We start from the raw sequence: 17,677 nt of genomic DNA, 5'->3' as shown, positions 1-17,677 counted from the left end.
CTTAGATCGGGTCTGCGGCGCCCACTTCGGAGCATCCCGCGAAACCGGCGCCCGCACGAACCACCTTTCCCGGATTCAGCAGCGTCGCAGCGTCGAGCGTGTTCTTGATCCGTCGCATCAGGCAAATCTTCACCGGGTCTGAATTGACCAATAGGGAGCCCATCCTCTTTAGGCCGATCCCATGTTCGGCAGAGAATGACCCACCGATCGCGGCAATGTCCCTGTAGAGCACCTCTTCGACAGCTCTTGCCTTTTCACCTGACACTTCACTGCCCGCCGCGTTGAGGACGATGTGTAGATTTCCGTCGGCAAGATGGCCAAACACATATGGGTCAAACGCCGAATCCAGCTGCTTCAGGCTGGCAACGGAGCGAGCGACATAGGTTTCGACTTCCGAAAGAGGGACCGAGACGTCATAGGATGGCGCGCCCGGATGCTTTCGGTAGATGAGGTCGGTGTCTTCGCGCAGCCGCCAGAGATCCGCCTCCTGTGCGACCGAAGAGGCAATCACGGCCGAAGCGTCGGGATGATCCTCGATGACACCTTCGTAAATGCGCCCCAGCTCCGCTTGCAACACTCCTTCCTCGGGCCCGCCCAGCGAGACCAGAAGGTTTATTGGATGGTCGGCGCTGTAGTCCGGAACCGACCAGCGATGATGGCCCGATGTCAGGCGGAAATAGGCGTTCCAGATCGCTTCTGCCGCGCGGAGATGACCGTACTGCGCGTCGAGCCCTCGGCGGACCGTCTCGAGCGCGGCGTCCACAGACGGTAGACCGAAGAGCACGGTAGCGGTGGCAAGCGGTTGGGGTTCAAGCTTGACGGCGATGCGCGTGATGATGCCGAGTGTGCCTTCAGCCCCCACGAAAAGATGCTTCAGATCGTAGCCGGCGGCGTTTTTCACGACCCGTGTGAGGTCTGAGTAGACCGAGCCATCCGCAAGCACGGCCTCCAGGCCGAGAATGCGATGGCGCATGACCCCGTAGCGAAAGGCGGCAATACCTCCGGCATTCGTCGACGCCATACCCCCGATCGTTGCCGAGCCGCGCGACGGCAAATCGATCCCCGTTTCAAGCCGGTACTCGCTGGCCGTTTCCTGCAGCGCCTGCAGCGTCACGCCGGCTTCCACCACGGCAACGCGCTCGACTGGCGATATATGCAGGATGCGATTGAGACGGGCAGTCGAAAGCACGAGTTCCCCCGGTTTGGACACCGCCCCGCCCACGAGGCCTGTTCGTCCCCCATGGGTGACGAGTGGGACCCCGTTGGCAAGGCAACATTCAACGACTGCAGCAACCTCCGCGGTCGTTCTTGGAAAGACCACGGTGCCGGCCCCGAGATTTTCCGGTGCAACGCCGTGATCGACCGAGGAAAGAGCCTCTCCGTCCTTGAGATTTCCGTCACCGACAATCCTGCGAATTTCGGCTTTGAACTCGGGCTTTAGGCAATCCATACGATGCGACCTGCTGGTGGATGTCGGAAGATGTTGAGATGCTTGCGGCAGAGCGTTCAGGCTGACTTGAGCGCACCGCTCTTCTTCGCCGTCCAGGTGGCGATGAGATCCATCAGAACCGGATTGAGACAGTCATAGGGTTCAATGCCCAGTTCGCGTAACCGGGCGCGCATGCCGTCCATTCCGGCAGGATCATAGCCACTCTCGATGATGGAGGAGACGAAGGCGGCAAAGCCGGGCTTCGCCCAGCCCGTTTCCTGGAAACGTTCAGGATGTACGAAAGACAGGCCCCTGAAGGCGTGGTCGCGCTCGACCGGTCCATACATGTGCACGCCGCAGTCCTTGCAGGCATGCCGTTGGATGAGCGCCGCCGGGTCCACTACCGAGAGCTTGTCGCCGTTTTCGAGCACCTCGACGTTGGCGGTCGGTGCCACAGCGACGACTGAGAAGACAGCGCCGTCGGGCTTCCAGCATTTGGTGCAGCCGCAGGCGTGGTTGTGAGCGATGTCACCCTTGACACGGACCTTCACCGGATTGTTTGTGCAGTTGCAGACGAGCGTACCCCCGGCAAAGGCCGCGTCCGTCGCCTTGAACCCGCTGTCCACCGATGGATGTATTGCAATACTCGGCATGGGCTTCTCCTCCTTCATAGCCGGTGCGAGATGCCCGGCCGATCTCAAACACCGTCAATCTCGCGGTGCGATCAATGCACTGCCGTCTGAAAGCGGTATTGAACTCGCGCTCAGTATACCACCACGCTGCGGATGCTTTCGCCGGAATGCATCAGCTCGAAGCCCTTGTTGATGTCTTCGAGGGCCAAGGTGTGGGTGATCATCGGATCGATCTCGATCTTGCCCTCCATGTACCAGTCGACGATCTTCGGCACGTCGGTGCGGCCGCGCGCGCCGCCGAAGGCGGTGCCCATCCAGCTGCGGCCGGTGACGAGCTGGAATGGCCGGGTGGAGATCTCCTGGCCGGCGCCAGCGACGCCGATGACGACCGACTTGCCCCAGCCGCGATGCGAGGCCTCGAGCGCCTGGCGCATCACCTTGGTGTTGCCGGTGCAGTCGAAGGTGTAGTCGGCGCCGCCGATCTGGTCGGCCCCACGTTTGGTCATGTTGACGAGATAGGGGACGATGTCGTCGCCGACCTCCTTCGGATTGACGAAGTGGGTCATGCCGAAGCGTTCGCCCCAGGCCTTCTTGTCGTTGTTGAGGTCGACGCCGATGATCATGTCGGCACCGGCGAGACGCAGGCCCTGGATGACGTTGAGGCCGATGCCGCCGAGACCGAAGACGATCGCGGTCGCGCCCATCTCCACCTTGGCTGTGTTGATGACCGCACCGATGCCGGTGGTGACGCCACAGCCGATGTAGCAGATCTTGTCGAAGGGTGCGTCCGGGTTGACCTTGGCAACGGCGATCTCGGGCAGCACCGTGTAGTTGGCGAAGGTCGAGCAGCCCATGTAGTGGTGGATCTTGTCCTTGCCGATCGAGAAGCGCGAGGTGCCGTCCGGCATCAGGCCCTGGCCCTGGGTCGAGCGGATCGCGGTGCACAGGTTGGTCTTGCGCGACAGGCACGACGCGCAGGAGCGGCACTCGGGCGTGTAGAGCGGAATGACGTGATCGCCCTTCTTCACCGAGGTGACGCCCGGGCCGACGTCGACGACGATGCCGGCACCCTCATGGCCGAGGATGGCCGGGAACAGGCCTTCCGGATCGGCGCCCGACAGCGTGAAGTCGTCCGTGTGGCAGATGCCGGTGGCCTTGACCTCGATCAGCACTTCGCCGGCCTTTGGGCCTTCGAGTTGAACCGTCATGACCTCAAGCGGCTTGCCTGCCTGAACGGCAACGGCGGCACGTACATCCATCATATTCCTCTTCCTGTTCAAGGTTTTCAGTTATTTCAGGCGGTCAGGCCTATCGGGGCAGGTAGCGTGTAAGACGGGCTTCCAGAAGCCGCACGAGCGTGATCAGCAACAGGTTGATCAGGAGATAAAGCACGCCAGCGATGGCGAATATTTCGAGGATTGCGTAGGTCTGGCTCATCAACCGCTTTGCATGGCCGGTGATCTCCAGAACGGTAATGGTGGAGGCGAGGCTCGTTCCCTTGACGACGAGGACAAGCTCGTTGCCATAGGCTGGCAAGGCTTGCCGGATGGCCAGGGGAAACGTGATCCGGCGAAAGCGCAGGAGCCGCGACATACCGCAGGCTTGTGCCGCTTCGACGAGCCCTGCCGGAATGGACATGAGGCCGCCCCGCAAGATCTCCGATGTATAGGCAGCGGTGTTGAGCGCGAGTGCCATGACGGCGCAATGGGCGCCATCACCGACGACCCACCAGAGCACAGGATTGTCCCGAACGAAGGAAAGCTGGCCGAGGCCGTAGTAGAAGAGGAAGAGCTGTACCAGCAGGGGCGTGCCGCGAAAAACGGTGCTGTAGCCTTTGGCAAAACTGCTCATGGCCCTGTTTTTTGACAGGCGCATGACCGCAAGCGCCAGGCCGAGGTTAAAGCCAATGGCGACCGAGGTGATCGTCAGGATCGCGGTGAGCCACAGTCCCTTGGCGAGGGTCGGAACTGCGAGGAAAACGAGTTCGAAATCCATGACCTATTTCCTCGTACGGGGGCGCAGAATGCGTTCGATCCAGTCGAAACCACCCTGGCTGACCAAGGTGATTGCGAGGTAGACGAGAGCGGCGATGAAATAGAAGATGAAGGGATGGCGGGTGGAGCCCGCGCCGACAAACGCGGCTCTCATCAATTCCTGCAGGCCGACCACGGAGACGAGCGCGGTGTCCTTGATCGTGGTCTGCCAGACATTGTTCATGCCGGGAACGGCGATCCGCAGCATCTGCGGCGCGATAATGCGGCGAAAGATCCGCCTGCCGGGAATCCCGAGTGCGCGCGCCGCCTCGATATGCCCGCTCGGAATGGCTGCCAGCGCCCCTCGCACGACTTCTGTCGAATAGGCCCCCGATATGGCGGCGATTGCGACGACCGCGATGGTGAAGGCGTAACCGTTGCCGGCCAGTCCCTCGTAGCCGAACGCCGCAGCCACTCGGGCCACGAACTCGACGGAGGAAAAAAAGAGGAGATAGATGATCAGAAGTTCCGGCACGCCGCGCACGACCGACGTGTAGAAATCCACTGCCAGTGTCAGCGGGAAAATCCGGGCCCATTTAATCAGGCCACAACCAACGCCGATGACGGCGCCAAAGGCCATGCTCGCCATGCCGAGGGCGATGGTGATTGCCGCGCCGCGCAGGATTGCCGATATCCAGCCGCCTTCCCATACCTGCCAAAGTCCAAGTTCCATCGAGCCCGCCCAACCTATGCCTTGTCCTGTCGGATGAAGCCTCCCGAGAAAGGATCGACCTTCCGGCCTTTCGTTCTCCCGGGAGGGTGCTGTTGCCGTTACTGGCAGGGACGGGAGATGTCCGTCTTGAACCAGGTCTGGCTTGCCTTGCCGATCGAGCCGTCGGCGACCAGTTCGCACAGCGCCTTGTCGATACGGGCCTTCAGGTCGGTGTTCTCCTGCGAGATACCGACGCCGATGCCCTCGCCGAGTGTCGGGTCGAAGGTGCTCAGCACCTTGACGTCGACGAACTGGAAGTCCTTGCCGTCGGGGCGGCCGAGGAAGTCCTGAAGGGCGGATGAATCGGCAAATGCGGCCTCGACGCGGCCACTGGCGAGATCGATCTGCATCTGGTCGAGCGTGTCATAGGTCTTCAGGACCGCGGACGAGGCCCGCTTTTCCATGAAGTGCGCATGGGTCGTGCCAGCCTGGACACCGACCGTACGGCCGTCGAGCGATGTCAGCAGCGTCTCGATGTCCTTGACGCCGGCAAGATCGGAATCCTTCTTGACCACGAACATGTTGGCGAGTTCCGCATAACCGACCGAGAAGTTGATCTGCTTCTTGCGTTCGGCGGTGATCGACATGCCGGAAATGATGATGTCGAAACGCTTGGCCCTCAGCGCCGGAATGAGGCCGTCGAAGGCCTGCACAACGAAGTGACACTTCATTTCCAGTTTTGCGCAGAGCAGGTTTCCTACGTCGGCATCGAAACCGGTGACGTTGCCGGCGGCGTCGGCCATGCTCCACGGCGGATACTCGCCTTCCGTGCCGATCGACAATTCTCCTTCGGCTGCGTGGGCCGCGGCGAGGCCGGTGGAGAAGATCGTGGCGAGCAATAGACTTTTCAGCTTCATGTTTTGGTTCCCCTTGCTGAGCATTCTTGTTGGCCCCCGTTCCGGGGGAGGGCCCCGGACGGGTGATGACGGCGGGCTGTCAGAGCGTACGGGCCAGGAACTGGCGCATGCGTTCGGAGCGCGGGTTGGTGAAGACATCCGCCGGGGCACCCTCCTCCTCCACCTTTCCCTGGTGGAGGAAGAGGATCTTGTGCGAGACCTCGCGCGCGAACTGCATTTCGTGCGTGACGAGGATCATCGTATTTCCTTCTTCGGCCAGTTGCCGGATGACGCGCAGGACTTCGCCGACCAGCTCGGGATCAAGTGCTGAGGTCGGCTCGTCGAGGAGAATGAGCTTCGGGCGCATGGCGAGCGTGCGGGCGATGGCGGCACGCTGCTGCTGGCCACCGGATAGCTGCCCGGGGTATTGGGCATGTTTGTCGGAAAGGCCGACTTTCTTCAGCAGGGCGTGGGCGTGATCGACGGCCGCTTGTCGTCCCTCCTTCAGGACGTGCATCGGCGCCTCGACGATGTTTTCGAGGACCGTCATGTGCGGCCAGAGATTGAAGTTCTGGAATACCATGCCGACGCGCGAGCGGATGCGCTCGACCTGGCGGATGTCGGCTGGCGCAGCACCGCCGTCCGGCGTCTTCTTCATGCGGATTTCTTCGCCGTCGATGACGATGCGCCCGTCGTTCGGTTGCTCGAGCAGATTGATGCAGCGCAGGAAGGTGCTTTTCCCCGAGCCGGAAGAGCCGATCATCGACACGACCTCACCCGGCTGTGCAGAGACGCTGACGCCGTTGAGCACGGAGAGGGGGCCGAAGCGTTTGTGGATGTCGTGCACCTCGATCGCCGGTCTTTCGCCAAGCCTTGGGCCGCCGGACTCCGGATGGGCGACGACGATGACCGCGGCTGCGGTGGGCACGGATTTTTCCGGTCGCGCACCGCCTAATGCCTTGAGATCGGCAAAGGCTCGGTCGAAGTGGCGCAAGGATGCCTCAAGACAGGCGCGCTGCCAGTCGGCGTCTTCGGGAATGAAGGCGGCGCACAGGTCCTTCTTGATCCGGTCGCCGAGCGGCGTGTCGATCTTGCCGAATAGGTGGAGCCAATTGTCCGCCTGGACCGCATCCGAGACTGTGGCGCCGTCGAGGGTGCCGCATTCGACGACCAGCGGCAGGACGCGCGCCTTCGGCAGCGCACCGCACACGGCGGCCGAGACGTAGCCTGTGGCTGTCGCGGCGATGCCGGTATCGGTCGTCGCATCCTCCCCGGTAACGACGACCGAGAGCGCGGGACCGAAGATGCGTCGGCCCCATTCCAGACCGGCGTGCTCGCTCTCGGCGACCGAGAGGAGGGCGGGGTAGCCGTAAGGCCCTGCGCCTGTGTGCAGGTCGAAGATGACAACCTCGGCCGCCTTCTGTGCGAATGTCGACAGGATCTCGATCAGGGTTCGGTTCGACCAGACCGGACCGTCGCCGCCATAGAACAGGCCGTCCGGAAAGTCGTATTGTCCCGCTTCCACAATCGGAGCGATGCCGGCGTAGCCACCGAGCCTCCGCTTGGCGTCTTCGTATGCTTCGATTGCTGCGTCACGCTCCGGGCCGTCCCAGGCGCGACAGACCAGGGCCCTGTGCAATGCGGCGTAGCGTTCGTTCTTCGGCGGCGCCTTTCGCCAGTCGATGAAGTTGCGATTGAGATCGACATTGTCTTCGTTGACACGGCGCGCCCATGCCGTGCCCCAGGGGTTGATGAGGTGGATCGCCAGAACGGCGGTATCGTCAGGAAGTTTCCAGGGAGAGTTCTGCGAAAGCCACGCGCTCTGGCAGGCCGAGCCGAAGGGACCTTCGACGCCATGCGTCCCGGAGATCAGTACCATCAGCTTTTCAGCATCGTTGCGCCCGAGATAGGCAACGTCAGTCGCTAGGCGCTCTCCCTTCGGACCGTGCAACGGGTGTAAATATTCGACCAGGCTAGCGCCAGCGGTGCGCGCGGCGGCGAGAAATCGAGCGCGCAAGGCGGAAAAGTCACCGGTGAAAAGGCCGGATGGCGCTGAAGGGGACATGCGATGGGGCTCCCGGTTTGCTCTGGACAGGCTTGCGTTTCCGCTCATTTGTTCGTTCCCTTGAGGCCGTGCCAGACCCCCTTTTTGTGTTTTGGCTTGAAGCGCGCGCGGCAGCCGTCACGGCCTGGCGAGGCTGCGAAGCGCATCCAGAAAGCGGTCGTTTTCCAAGGGAGTGCCGATCGTCACACGGATGAAGGTGTCGTAACCTTCCTCCTTCCATGGCTTGACGATGATCCCCTTTGACAGGAAGTGATCGAACGCGATCGGGCTTTCCCGCCCGACATCGATGAACAGGAAGTTCGTCTGCGACCTGGCCGTCGAAAGCCCCATGGCGGCCACAGCGTCGGCGACGCGCGCCCTCTCGTGTTTCAACCTCGCGACCGAAGACCGCATCCATGCTTCGTCGGCAAGCGCTGCGACGGCTGCGACCTGCGCGGCGGCATTGACGTTGAACGGCGTCTTGGCGGCGCTCACCGCCCGGGCGAGCCGGACATCGGATGTCACGGCATAACCGACCCGCAGGCCTGCAAGCCCATAGGCCTTGGAAAAAGTCCTGAGCACCACCCAGGAGAGGTTCGTCGCCGAGAGCGCGGCAAGGCCGTCGGGCGTGTCTTCGTCCGTGAACTCGAAATACGCCTCGTCGAGCACGAGAAGCGTTTCATGCCTGACTGCCGCGAGAATGCGCGTCAGCCCCTCGTGATCGAGCGCCGGACCGACCGGATTGGACGGGGACGAGAGGAAGAAAATCGCCGGCCCGCGCTCGAGCATGGCGATGATCGCCGGTATGTCGAAATCGAGATCCGGCCGTATACCGACCTTCTCGACGCTTGCGCCATTGGCAAGCGCCTCGATCTCGTGCAGCCCAAAGCCGGGACAGACCGTTGCCACGAATGCACCGGGACGCAGCACGGCGCGACAGATTGCGGCGATCATCTCCTCCGAGCCGTTCCCGGCGACGATCCGGTCGGGGGAAACGCCGAGCTTTTGGCTGAGCACCGCCCGCAGCGCCGTACAGGCGGGGTCGGAGTAGCGGGAGGGCTCAAGGTTTGCGAGCGCGGCTGTGACACGCGGTGAACAGCCGTCCGGGTTCTCGTTGCTGGCAAGTGCTGCGATGTCTTGCCGACCGCTCTGCCGCCGCGCCGCAGCGATGTTCATGCCCGCGTTGTAGGGCGGAAGGCCGGCCACATGCGGATTGAGCGGGAGCTCGGTATGAAGCGGTTTCGTCACGGATCTTCCTTCAAAGCTTGGACATCTGGATGGCGCCACGGCCATTCGGACAGTGCAGTCAGAGATCGAGCACGATCGAGGACTTTGGCCTGGTGCAGCAGAGCAGCACCCGGCCGTCCGGCACCTGATCGAGAGGCTCCTCGAAGTAGTCGACTTCACCTGAGACGAGGCCCTGCTCGCAGGTGCCGCAGACGCCCGCCCGGCAGGAGAATTCCGGCTCGATCCCCTGCGCTTCCAGGAACGCGAGGATGGAGTCGCTTGCGCTGTCCCAGGTAAGGCTGAGGCCCAATTTGTGAAGGACGACGCAGGGGGCTTCACCGTCGATCACTGGCTTGGGGGTGGAAGCCATTTTCGATCGCTGCGCGGTCTGAGCGGTCTCCGTCAACAGGCTCGCCGGCCCGAAGAACTCGTAGGCGATGCGCTCCTTACGCACCCCGAGGCCGGTCAGAATGCTGTAGAGCGCCTGCATGAAAGGTGGCGGCCCGCACATGTAGATGTCGTAGTCGTCGAGCGGCAAAAGGCTCTGAAGCGTGGCGCGCGTCAGGAAGCCCGTTGAATGGCAGCGGGCAACCGTGAGATCGGCGCCTTCGGCGAAACGGTAGCAGTAGTGCACGGTGATACCGGGCCTGAGAGCGGCGAGATGTTCGACCTCGTCCCGCAGTGCGTGGACGGCTGCACTGTCGCAGGCATGGATGAACCAGACCGGGCGGTTGGTGTCCCTCGCCAGCACATCGAGCATCGAAACTGTCGGCGTCAGCCCGACGCCACCAGAGAGAAGGACGACGGGCCGGGCGCTCGCGCTGTCGAGCTTGAAGGCGCCGCGCGGCGGGTCGATCTCGACGACCGCACCCGGCTCGATCTGGTCGTGCAGCCAGCAGGAGCTCAGACCATCAGGCAAATCCTGTGCCGGTGCGGCCTCACGCTTCACGGTGATCCGGTAGGTTCCCTCCTCGCGTGGGGAAGACGAGACGGTGTAGTTGCGCAGGACATGCCCGCCCTTGCGATCGGGAACACGCATCGTCAGGAACTGTCCCGCCTCGAACGACCGCCAGTGCTGGTGTTCGAGTGGGGCAAGGCGGAAAGAGGTGATGGTGGCGCTTTCGCGTACCTTCGAGATGACTTCGAAGGGACGGAAGCGCGAGGCGGCTGCATCGAGCATCCGGACCGCTCCCTACTCGGCTGCGACGCTGGAGGGATCGGTTTTCGTCTCGGCGGCGATCAACTGAGCCAGCTTGCGCCGGAAGCGCATCGGGCCGACGTCGATTTTCAGGTCGAGATTCGGTGTCTGCTGGTTCGCCATTCCGTGATGAACCGCTTCCAGAACGACGCGGTCCTCTTCGAAAGCGCCGCGCACGGACTTAGCAAAACTCTCGGAAACCTTGACGTCATCAGGCGCAAAGTTGCGCATCTGGAACCAGTAGTACTTGGTCCGGTTTTGATCGACCGGCGTCATGAAGTTGTAGCTGTCCATCAGGAATGTATTTTCCGGCAGCGCGCGGCCTTCGCCGCCGGTGTGGGCGGGGGCGAAGATAGCCTTGATGATCGCGTTGCTCGGATAGCGCACCTCATAGTGCTGCTTGCGGTCAGTGTTGCCCTTGAACAGCAGGAAGGGCGCATAGAACGGGGCCGGTTCGGAATCGATCATCCAGCGCCAGACGGTGACGCCGTCATCTTTCACGGTCGTCTCAAGCGGCGTTTCCTCGCAGGCGGAGCTGGCGAAGGACGACTGGTGGACCCAGGCGACATGGGACGGATCGAGTAGGTTGTCCGTCATGTAGAGATAATTGCAGTTCAGCGTCATCGACTCGCCGCGATTGATGCCCCAGGCGGGGTCGCCGAAATGCTCGACCTCAAAGATATCCTTCGGATCCGCCTTGTCGGCATCTCCCATCCAGACCCAAAGCAGGCCGTATCGCTCATGGATCGGGTAGGAACGCACCTTGGCGACATGCGGGATCCGCTCGGCCCCCGGCACGCGTGTGCAGATGCCCGAACAGTCGAAGGTGAGGCCATGGTAGCCGCATTCGACGTCGTCGCCCTTGATGCGCCCCATGGAGAGCGGCAGCTTGCGATGGGGACAGGCATCCTCGAGCGCGGCGGCCTTACCGTCCTGCTTTCGGTAGAGGACGATGTTTTCGCCGAGCATCGTGACGGGCCTCAACTCGCGGTCGACCTCGTGATCCCAGGCTGCGACATACCAGGCGTTCTTGAGAAACATTTCGCTCTCCTTGCGTTTTGTTAAGCGAATGTTCGACGTTTTTTACGTGCCAACAAGTTGCCAGCGCCTGCGTTCTTTTTTAGATTTTCTAAATTGGAGCGAATGGCTGAAGGAGTGCTTTACGATGCCGAACCCGTCCTTGCGCGGCTTGCAGGCCTTTGAGGCGATCGGACGATGTGGCACTGTCACAGCTGCGGCGGAGGACCTCGGCGTCTCGCCGGGCGCCGTGAGCCAGTTGGTGCGAAACCTGGAGCACTGTCTTGGCCTGACGCTATTGGAAAGGCGCGGACGCCGCGTTGAGCTTTCTTCCTGGGGCCGGTTGTACTATCGGGAAGTCGCCAAAGGCTTCCAGCAGCTCTCCCATGCTGCCAATGTTCTCACCCGCGCGCGCAACGAGACCGGGATCGTTCTGAGCGCGCTGACGTCGGTCGCCAACAAGTGGGTCAATCGCAAGATCTTCGACTGGCAAACGCTCTGTCCGGAATCGAGCGTCCGCATTCTCGGGCAGGAACAGGAGCCTCGCATCGGTGCCGATCAAGTGGATTTCCGTATTACCTACGGCCGGCGCTCCTATGTGCATGAGCACGTAGCCACGTTGTTCACGGACTGGATGGTCCCTGCCTGCTCGCCGACGCTGCTCGCCGGACGCAGCCTTGAAACGCCGCGCGACATCCTGACGTTTCCGCTCCTCCATGTGGAATGGGAGGCGGACTACAAGGCTTCTCCGCAATGGAACGACTGGGCAACCCTGGTGCACGCCGATGGGGCTAAGAAGTTCTCCGGCCTCTCCTTCACCTTGTCGAGCAGTGCGATCGACGCGGCCGTGAACGGCAGGGGGTTCGTTCTTGCGCAAGTCTCCATGATCAAGGATGAGATCGCCTCTGGATCTCTGGTTGTGCCCTTCGACATTCGTATGAAACTGCCCGAAAGCTATTATCTCGCCTGGGATCGAGCCGCCCTCGAAAAGCCGTTTGGACAGAAGTTTCACAAATGGTTGCTTGGGGTTGCTAGACAGCAAGACCAAATGTCAGATCCAGGCCCTCGTTCGAACCGGCTAACATGAGAATTTAGTCTCAATAAGAGTCTTGTCTGCCCTCGGCTGGGGCGTGGTGGGCGGTTCGATTGCGTTCAAGGAGAGGGATAGGAGACATCCGTGCTGCCGGCTTCCGCTCGTCGAGTGATCTGAACGCCCGAGGAGCGTCAGGAGCTGATACTTGGTCAGTGCGACCCGAGCGTCTCAATTGGGCCGGAAGGAGACTGGCCGCATCTGGAGAGTTGGTCAGAAATGCCGACTTAGCGCAGTTGCAGTTCGGGTCTCCCCCGGAACGCAATTTCGCGAACAGAACTGGGCACTTCCGCCGAAAGCCCCCGCTCTCCGCCCGTCACCAGGCGTTCAAGAACCGTCCGCTTTCCGTGGATACTCATTTCCGTGTTGTCCACTTCGACGCCGTCGGTCACAAAGAAGGATGACGGCTCGATGGAGGTGGAGATCGCCTGGACATTACCTCTGACCATTTGTTGACTCACCCGCGGTCGAACAATAACTTACGAACTCGGTCGTTAGGCTTGTCCTCACATGACGGATCAGTCTCTTCAGCGTCGCCTTGCCGCCATCGTCGTTGCCGATGTGGTGGGATATTCACGCCTGATGGAGGCTGATGAAGTCGCAACGCTGGCGAACCTCAGGGAACTCCGTTCTGGCGTTATCGAGCCGGCTGTGATGCGCCACAACGGTCGCATCTTCAAGCTCATGGGCGACGGATTCTTAATCGAATTCGTTAGCGCGGTGGACGCGGTCACAGCAGCGTTGGAAATGCAACGGGCCACCACTGCTGTTGAGGCTTCCGGAGACCGGCGCCTGCTTTTGCGTGTAGGCGTCAATCTGGGAGATGTCATTGACGACGGTTCAGACGTCCTCGGCGACGGCGTCAATGTCGCGGCGCGCCTGGAGACGCAGGCCGCACCGGGAGGTATCTGCATTTCAGCCAAAGTTCACGGCGAGATCGTCGGCAAGATCGGCGAGCGGTTCTTTGATGCAGGCGAACGCTACCTAAAGAACCTGACTCGCCCGGTCCACGTGTGGCATTGGCCGGATGCGCTGCAGAGCATATTGCCGCTGCCCGAATGTCCCTCGATCGCTGTATTGCCGTTCACGAATATGAGTGGGGATGAAGCGGACGCGCCTTTCGTCGACGGCTTGACCGAAGACCTGATCACCGACCTTTCCCGTACGGCTGGCCTGTTCGTCATCGCGCGCAATTCCGTGTACGGCTACAAGGGCAAGCCGGTCGACGTACGGCTGGTCGCCCAGGAGCTCGGCGTCCGCTACGTCCTCGAGGGGAGCGCCAGACGCGCAATGGGCCGTGTCCGCATCAATGCCCAATTGATCGACGCGCTTGGCGGCCAGCACTTGTGGGCCGACCGGTTTGACAGGACGGTGGAAGATGTTTTCGAATTACAGGATGAAGTTAACGCGAAGATCGTTGAAGCCCTCGTCGGCCGGCTGAGCATCCCGACGCAGCGCAATCGGCCGAAGAACTTTGAGGCGTACGATCTGTGCGTGCGCGCCCGCCTCCTGACGGAAGAGTCGCCGCAAACTGAGCGTGAGGCCTATATGCTGCTCCAACGCGCGGTTGAGCTCGAGCCATCATATGCCGAGGCGCTCGGTCTGCTCGCCTATAACCGTTGGCTTGCCTGGACTCATTTCGGCGAGCCCGAAGATCCTAACCGTCGGATGGCGGCGATGTTCGCGCAGAAGGCGGTCGACCTAGATCCCAACGATGCCGGCTGCCGTTACGTTCTGGGGACCATTTTGGCTTATGAGCGGCGATGGGAGGAATCGGAGGCCGCCTTCGCCAAGGCCCTGGAGCTGGACCCCAACCACGCCGACACCTGGGCCGCCATGTCGGACATGTCCGTGCTGGACGGCAGGGTTGCCGACGGACTAGCGCAGATCGAAAAAGCTCTGCGGCTCAATCCCTATCCAACCTGCTGGTATCTTTGTCATCTTGGGCAGGCGCAATACGCCGCGCGTGACTATGAGGCGGCAACCGCTACACTCCGCAGGAAAGACACGTATCGTACCAACTCACGCAAATTCCTGGCTGCTTCGCTTGCGCAGTTGGGCCACCGTGAGGAGGCGCGGCGAGAAGCAGAATTGTTCCTGATCACCCACCCTCATTTCACGATCAGCCATTGGCTCAGCTCCCAGCCGCTGCGCGATGCATCTGTACGAGACCACTTTGTCGACGGCTTCCGAAAGGCTGGCCTGCCGGAGATGTGATAGCGGTGGGGGCAATCCCGACGCGTTCGAGGACTTGATCAACGGATATGCGCTGCGCGAGAACGGCGGTCTGGATCGCAGTTTCGCAAAGCATCCTGTCTTCATTGCTACGGGGTCATCTCCACCATGATGCAAGGCGGGTGCCAGCTCACGAGCCAAAATCCCAAAATTGACTGCTCAATCTTGGCTATGCGATCTTGAACGACAGCAATGTAAGCATTCGCGGAGGGCCCAGCATCAAAGCATCAACGTTATCGCTGAGGTTCGCAGTTCTGACGTCGGTCAGATCGTAGTCCGCACTACCCCACTCCATCTTGATCAATCGGCGACAAGGTTTGTTCGAGTACATCGGTCCGCATATCGGTCACTTCCCTGTTTTGCCATAGGTGCCGACTAGCTCGGTTCCGGCAATGATGTGATCGCGCATTTGCGCTTCGATTTGGTCCTTGCTAGCCGCCGCCGATAGGGTGAGCCGGTCATCGAGTGCATAGAGCTTGAAGAAGTAGCGGTGCACACCGATCGGAGGACAAGGGCCGCCATACGCATTGCTGTTCCACCCATTCCTCGCTGTCTGAGCGCCTGATGGCAGTTGCGAAATCCCTTCCACAAGCCCCTTCAGATCGGGGGGCAGATTGAAAACAATCCAGTGTATCCAGGTCATTTTCGGATGGGCCGGATCCGGCGCGTCCGGGTCGTCGACGATCAATACAAGGCTTTTGGTTCCGGTCGGGATGTCTGTCCATTCGAGAGGCGGGGAAATACCTTGCCCTTCGCAGGTGTAAAGCCTGGGAATGGTTCCGCCATTGTTAAAGGCGGGCGATGCGATAGTGAACGCCATATGGAGCCTCGGCGAGTTCAAGAAACCGTTTCGTTGCCGCACGCACGATATACCCGTGCCCACGCAATCTGTGGGCGCCTCCAGACCAACGACAGCATCGGCCTATTGGCGCACGATGTCCAGGATGTCGACCCGCAACCAGTTTCAGCATAATTCTATAGCGACCTATATCTACACGCTGCCTGCGAGTGTCAGCAAAATTTGCGCGAACGTCTGTCGATGATAAAGGACGTTATCATAGGATATCGGATGGACGATGATGCCAACGCCCCACATATGGTGGGAGCGCAAATAGCTCCTTGCAGTTGCGGGTTTACGGTTCGAATCCCTTCACATCAGGATTTTTGTCAATGGTTCATTCAGATGACATCGAGGATCTACGCTCGGAAAAGATCATCGCCTTTTCCCGTCAGAACCTCTCCTACAGCGAACGCTATTTCTCCGAGATGTTCGAGACCCATGGTCTGACCGGCAACATCGCCTCTGCGACGACACCTTCTCGCTGGTGTCGCTCGTCTCGGCAGGCCTTGGCATCGGCTTTGCACCGGAATGGACGAAGGATCTTCCGAACCGCAACTTCGAGCTCGGGCCCGTGCGTGGCGTCGATCTGAAGATCGGGCTTGGGGTTGCCTGGAACAAGGAAGACCGGACGACATCATCGACATTGCCCGGTCGCTGACGCGCCCGGGCAGGTGAGGGCGGCGCCTGATATTCGAGCGCTGGTGGAAGCCAGAACACTATCATCGTGCGGCTTAAAATGGTTGAGCCTCCGCAGGGGGTGGAGACTCAACCAAGGTGCGCGTTCGTAAATTGAGGGGCGCGCTCTACCCCACCGTCACAGCGGCGGCCTTGAGCGTTCATCAAGCTATCTGCTCTTTTTCGGCTTCGACGGGAGCAGGCCTTCGCGTTGCATTTGCTTGCGGGCATTCTTGCGCTGGCGGCTCACCGCCTCGGCTTTCTCGCGCGCTCTCTTAACCGAGGGCTTTTCAAAAGCCTCGCGCATCCGCATTTCACGAAAAATGCCCTCGCGCTGGAGTTTCTTCTTCAGAACGCGGAGCGCCTGATCGACATTGTTATCACGTACTAGAACCTGCATTGGCCGCTCGTAGGTTGGAAAAGGTCGCTCAACTTACAAGTTTTCGAGCTGATTCCTAGTTCACAGTTCGCAGGAATTCGAGCTTTCTAAGATGTAAAGCGAGGCGACGCTGAAACCGGGTCAGGTGCGAAATTATGGAGCAAGTGCCACAAGATTCCGATGAAGGCCGATGCTATCTCCTGAGGGTGCCTCGAGAGTGTTGCGTATGGTCGAAGTCGTAGACGAATTGAAAGCGAAACTGGGTGAGATCGATGCCCGGATCGAGGAGCTGCTCAGCGCGCCAGTGGGTTCGAAGTCCCGAAAACCGACCCCCGCGCGGCGGACGCCATTCCTTGCATCGACTACGCCCTCAGACTGAGCCCCCGCGAGGCTTTTCTCGTCGGATCGGTCGCCTTCTCGACCTATGCGGGACATCTTGGCGTCCGTCTGCCTGCTGCGTCATTCCAGACCGGAGATGCCGACTTCGCCCAGGACTATGCGAACTCGGCCGAAGTAGGGGACAGCCTTCCACCTATTCTCGAAATCCTGAAGGGCCTCGATCCGACATTCCGGCCGGTCATGCATCGCTCGGGGTCACTGCGTGTGACCAGCTTCATCAATCGCAGCGGCTACAAGGTCGAGTTCTTGACCGGAAACAGGGGATCGGATGACCACATGGACAAACCGGCCGGCATGCCCGCCCTTGGTGGAGCCTCGGCCGAACCGCTGAGATTCCTGGACTTCCTGATCTATGAGCCGATCAGAGCCGTCATGCTGCACAAGTCAGGCATCAGCGTGATCGTACCAGCTCCGGAGCGCTACGCGATCCACAAGCTGATCGTCGCCAGCCGCCGCGTCGTTGACACGCTTGGTTCCGCGAAACGAGACAAGGACTTGAGGCAGGCCGTTCTCCTGTTCGAAGCACTCGATGTCGCCAATCGGCTCAATGAGCTGTCGGACGCACTGCATGAGGCATGGGAGAGGGGAGAGGCCTGGCGCTACGCGATCAAGACCGGGATCGGCTACATGAGCCGCGCTGATCGGGCCAAGACGGAAGCGTTGTTCAAGGAGCTCGCCGTCGATCCATTCAAGGAAGATAGGTAGGGGCGGCTATTTCACAGATTTATCCGGGATGAGACTTCAAAGTCGGCGTTGATCTCCACGACGAGTACTTTGCCGAGTTGCCTGAAACCTTCACGGAAACCTCGTCCTTGGATTTGAATGGCGTGATCGGTTTGATCTCAACGTGATCGTTGCCAAGCCTACCATCGGCACCCTCCGTAGGTGATGGCGCCGAAGAGTTCTCCTATGTCTCCGTACACATTGGGG

At 60.9% G+C, this 17,677-nt stretch carries 16 protein-coding genes and 1 pseudogene; 4 read left to right on the top strand and 13 right to left on the bottom strand.

Annotated elements, in window-relative coordinates:
* Position 1: 1 nt before the first annotated feature.
* The 10 genes from IB265_RS32455 to IB265_RS32410 all read right to left on the bottom strand — a co-directional run bounded on the left by IB265_RS32455 (position 2) and on the right by IB265_RS32410 (position 11,152).
* On the bottom strand, positions 2 to 1,450 hold the full coding sequence (locus IB265_RS32455; RefSeq protein ID WP_192495794.1) for an FAD-binding oxidoreductase: 1,449 nt from the start codon (positions 1,448 to 1,450) through the stop codon (positions 2 to 4).
* Positions 1,451 to 1,506: 56 nt separating this feature from the next.
* Positions 1,507 to 2,082: an S-(hydroxymethyl)glutathione synthase gene (gene gfa, locus IB265_RS32450; RefSeq protein ID WP_192495793.1), complete on the bottom strand. Its 576-nt coding sequence runs from the start codon at positions 2,080 to 2,082 to the stop codon at positions 1,507 to 1,509.
* A 110-nt stretch (positions 2,083 to 2,192) separates the two neighbouring features.
* Complete coding sequence (locus IB265_RS32445) at positions 2,193 to 3,320, bottom strand: S-(hydroxymethyl)glutathione dehydrogenase/class III alcohol dehydrogenase (protein ID WP_192495816.1); 1,128 nt, start codon at positions 3,318 to 3,320, stop codon at positions 2,193 to 2,195.
* A gap of 49 nt (positions 3,321 to 3,369) precedes the next feature.
* Positions 3,370 to 4,056 (bottom strand): ABC transporter permease, encoded by a 687-nt coding sequence (locus tag IB265_RS32440; RefSeq protein ID WP_192495792.1) that lies wholly within the window; start codon positions 4,054 to 4,056, stop codon positions 3,370 to 3,372.
* A 3-nt stretch (positions 4,057 to 4,059) separates the two neighbouring features.
* Positions 4,060 to 4,767: an ABC transporter permease gene (locus IB265_RS32435; protein ID WP_057249949.1), complete on the bottom strand. Its 708-nt coding sequence runs from the start codon at positions 4,765 to 4,767 to the stop codon at positions 4,060 to 4,062.
* A gap of 98 nt (positions 4,768 to 4,865) precedes the next feature.
* The gene (locus IB265_RS32430; RefSeq protein ID WP_192495791.1) at positions 4,866 to 5,663 is read right to left on the bottom strand and encodes a transporter substrate-binding domain-containing protein; all 798 of its coding nucleotides are present in this window, start codon (positions 5,661 to 5,663) and stop codon (positions 4,866 to 4,868) included.
* Between the two features lie 79 nt (positions 5,664 to 5,742).
* Positions 5,743 to 7,707 (bottom strand): DUF2817 domain-containing protein, encoded by a 1,965-nt coding sequence (locus tag IB265_RS37505; RefSeq protein ID WP_082615802.1) that lies wholly within the window; start codon positions 7,705 to 7,707, stop codon positions 5,743 to 5,745.
* 117 nt (positions 7,708 to 7,824) lie between these two features.
* Positions 7,825 to 8,934, bottom strand: coding sequence for a histidinol-phosphate transaminase (hisC, locus tag IB265_RS32420; protein WP_309140550.1), 1,110 nt, complete (start codon positions 8,932 to 8,934; stop codon positions 7,825 to 7,827).
* A 58-nt stretch (positions 8,935 to 8,992) separates the two neighbouring features.
* Complete coding sequence (locus IB265_RS32415) at positions 8,993 to 10,093, bottom strand: FAD-binding oxidoreductase (protein WP_112996725.1); 1,101 nt, start codon at positions 10,091 to 10,093, stop codon at positions 8,993 to 8,995.
* Positions 10,094 to 10,105: 12 nt separating this feature from the next.
* On the bottom strand, positions 10,106 to 11,152 hold the full coding sequence (locus IB265_RS32410) for an aromatic ring-hydroxylating dioxygenase subunit alpha (protein ID WP_192495790.1): 1,047 nt from the start codon (positions 11,150 to 11,152) through the stop codon (positions 10,106 to 10,108).
* Positions 11,153 to 11,276: 124 nt separating this feature from the next.
* On the opposite strand from IB265_RS32410, the gene IB265_RS32405 reads away from it, so the two are divergent.
* Entirely contained in the window at positions 11,277 to 12,215 is a 939-nt protein-coding gene (locus IB265_RS32405) for a LysR family transcriptional regulator (protein WP_057250148.1), read from the top strand.
* 230 nt (positions 12,216 to 12,445) lie between these two features.
* Here the strand turns inward: IB265_RS32405 and IB265_RS32400 are convergent, their stop codons facing one another.
* Complete coding sequence (locus IB265_RS32400; protein WP_057249957.1) at positions 12,446 to 12,667, bottom strand: hypothetical protein; 222 nt, start codon at positions 12,665 to 12,667, stop codon at positions 12,446 to 12,448.
* Positions 12,668 to 12,728: 61 nt separating this feature from the next.
* Here IB265_RS32400 and IB265_RS32395 point away from each other — a divergent pair, with 61 nt between their 5' ends.
* Positions 12,729 to 14,435: an adenylate/guanylate cyclase domain-containing protein gene (locus IB265_RS32395; RefSeq protein WP_057249959.1), complete on the top strand. Its 1,707-nt coding sequence runs from the start codon at positions 12,729 to 12,731 to the stop codon at positions 14,433 to 14,435.
* A 364-nt stretch (positions 14,436 to 14,799) separates the two neighbouring features.
* Here IB265_RS32395 and IB265_RS32390 read toward each other — a convergent pair whose 3' ends face one another.
* On the bottom strand, positions 14,800 to 15,273 hold the full coding sequence (locus IB265_RS32390) for a YbhB/YbcL family Raf kinase inhibitor-like protein (protein ID WP_113738003.1): 474 nt from the start codon (positions 15,271 to 15,273) through the stop codon (positions 14,800 to 14,802).
* 368 nt (positions 15,274 to 15,641) lie between these two features.
* Between IB265_RS32390 and IB265_RS32385 the strand changes: the two are divergent.
* Positions 15,642 to 15,969, top strand: a pseudogene (locus IB265_RS32385) (LysR substrate-binding domain-containing protein); the annotation flags it as partial.
* Between the two features lie 169 nt (positions 15,970 to 16,138).
* Here IB265_RS32385 and rpsU read toward each other — a convergent pair.
* Positions 16,139 to 16,369 (bottom strand): 30S ribosomal protein S21, encoded by a 231-nt coding sequence (gene rpsU / locus IB265_RS32380; protein WP_057249963.1) that lies wholly within the window; start codon positions 16,367 to 16,369, stop codon positions 16,139 to 16,141.
* Positions 16,370 to 16,696: 327 nt separating this feature from the next.
* Here rpsU and IB265_RS32375 point away from each other — a divergent pair, with 327 nt between their 5' ends.
* Positions 16,697 to 17,452 (top strand): GSU2403 family nucleotidyltransferase fold protein, encoded by a 756-nt coding sequence (locus IB265_RS32375; protein ID WP_192495815.1) that lies wholly within the window; start codon positions 16,697 to 16,699, stop codon positions 17,450 to 17,452.
* Positions 17,453 to 17,677 lie beyond the last annotated feature (225 nt).

It is taken from the genome of Ensifer sp. ENS10, assembly GCF_014852025.1.
GTDB lineage: Bacteria > Pseudomonadota > Alphaproteobacteria > Rhizobiales > Rhizobiaceae > Ensifer.
This window is presented reverse-complemented; position numbering and strand designations above follow the sequence as displayed.

Coding starts and splice junctions, on each gene's coding strand:
- IB265_RS32455 (WP_192495794.1), bottom strand. CDS start 1,450: ATGGATTGCCTAAAGCCCGAGTTCAAAGCCGAAATTCGCAGGATTGTC.
- gfa (WP_192495793.1), bottom strand. CDS start 2,082: ATGCCGAGTATTGCAATACATCCATCGGTGGACAGCGGGTTCAAGGCG.
- IB265_RS32445 (WP_192495816.1), bottom strand. CDS start 3,320: ATGGATGTACGTGCCGCCGTTGCCGTTCAGGCAGGCAAGCCGCTTGAG.
- IB265_RS32440 (WP_192495792.1), bottom strand. CDS start 4,056: ATGGATTTCGAACTCGTTTTCCTCGCAGTTCCGACCCTCGCCAAGGGA.
- IB265_RS32435 (WP_057249949.1), bottom strand. CDS start 4,767: ATGGAACTTGGACTTTGGCAGGTATGGGAAGGCGGCTGGATATCGGCA.
- IB265_RS32430 (WP_192495791.1), bottom strand. CDS start 5,663: ATGAAGCTGAAAAGTCTATTGCTCGCCACGATCTTCTCCACCGGCCTC.
- IB265_RS37505 (WP_082615802.1), bottom strand. CDS start 7,707: ATGTCCCCTTCAGCGCCATCCGGCCTTTTCACCGGTGACTTTTCCGCC.
- IB265_RS32415 (WP_112996725.1), bottom strand. CDS start 10,093: ATGCTCGATGCAGCCGCCTCGCGCTTCCGTCCCTTCGAAGTCATCTCG.
- IB265_RS32410 (WP_192495790.1), bottom strand. CDS start 11,152: ATGTTTCTCAAGAACGCCTGGTATGTCGCAGCCTGGGATCACGAGGTC.
- IB265_RS32405 (WP_057250148.1), top strand. CDS start 11,277: ATGCCGAACCCGTCCTTGCGCGGCTTGCAGGCCTTTGAGGCGATCGGA.
- IB265_RS32400 (WP_057249957.1), bottom strand. CDS start 12,667: ATGGTCAGAGGTAATGTCCAGGCGATCTCCACCTCCATCGAGCCGTCA.
- IB265_RS32395 (WP_057249959.1), top strand. CDS start 12,729: ATGACGGATCAGTCTCTTCAGCGTCGCCTTGCCGCCATCGTCGTTGCC.
- IB265_RS32390 (WP_113738003.1), bottom strand. CDS start 15,273: ATGGCGTTCACTATCGCATCGCCCGCCTTTAACAATGGCGGAACCATT.
- rpsU (WP_057249963.1), bottom strand. CDS start 16,369: ATGCAGGTTCTAGTACGTGATAACAATGTCGATCAGGCGCTCCGCGTT.